At 57.3% G+C, this 354-nt stretch carries 1 protein-coding gene; it reads left to right on the top strand.

The genetic code is table 11. The features are described 5' to 3' along the window. Nucleotides 1–53: 53 nt before the first annotated feature. Nucleotides 54–354 (top strand): DUF2267 domain-containing protein (locus EN852_RS36745; RefSeq protein WP_135879751.1); only part of this gene is annotated, 301 nt, incomplete at its 3' end.

The raw sequence follows: 354 nt of genomic DNA, 5'->3' as shown, positions 1-354 counted from the left end.
CAAAGCCTTTCGATGCCTGAGAATGGAGTTCAAATCTTCGAGGAGCATCCGCCATGGGTCATATTTCCCACACGTCCTTTGCTGACTTCACGCACGCTGGCCAGCAGGCGCAACAATGGGTCAAGGAGCTCGCCAAGGACCTCTGCTGGAGCGAACCGAGCGCGTGCCGTCTCCTGAGATCCGTTCTACACACGGTGCGGGATTGGCTTTCGCCAGCAGAAATGGCCGATCTCTCGGCGCAACTGCCTGTTTTGGTCCGCGGCATCTATTTCGAAGGCTGGAACCCCGCGGTGCCTGCGCATGAGCGCACCAAGCGCGACTTTATTATCAGCGTCAGAAACAGTTTCGGCAGAT

Source organism: Mesorhizobium sp. M2E.F.Ca.ET.209.01.1.1 (assembly GCF_004010375.2).
In the GTDB taxonomy this organism is placed as follows: Bacteria; Pseudomonadota; Alphaproteobacteria; order Rhizobiales; family Rhizobiaceae; genus Mesorhizobium.
The sequence above is the reverse complement of the archived record's forward strand: the minus strand, read 5'-3'. Positions and strand labels throughout refer to the sequence as shown.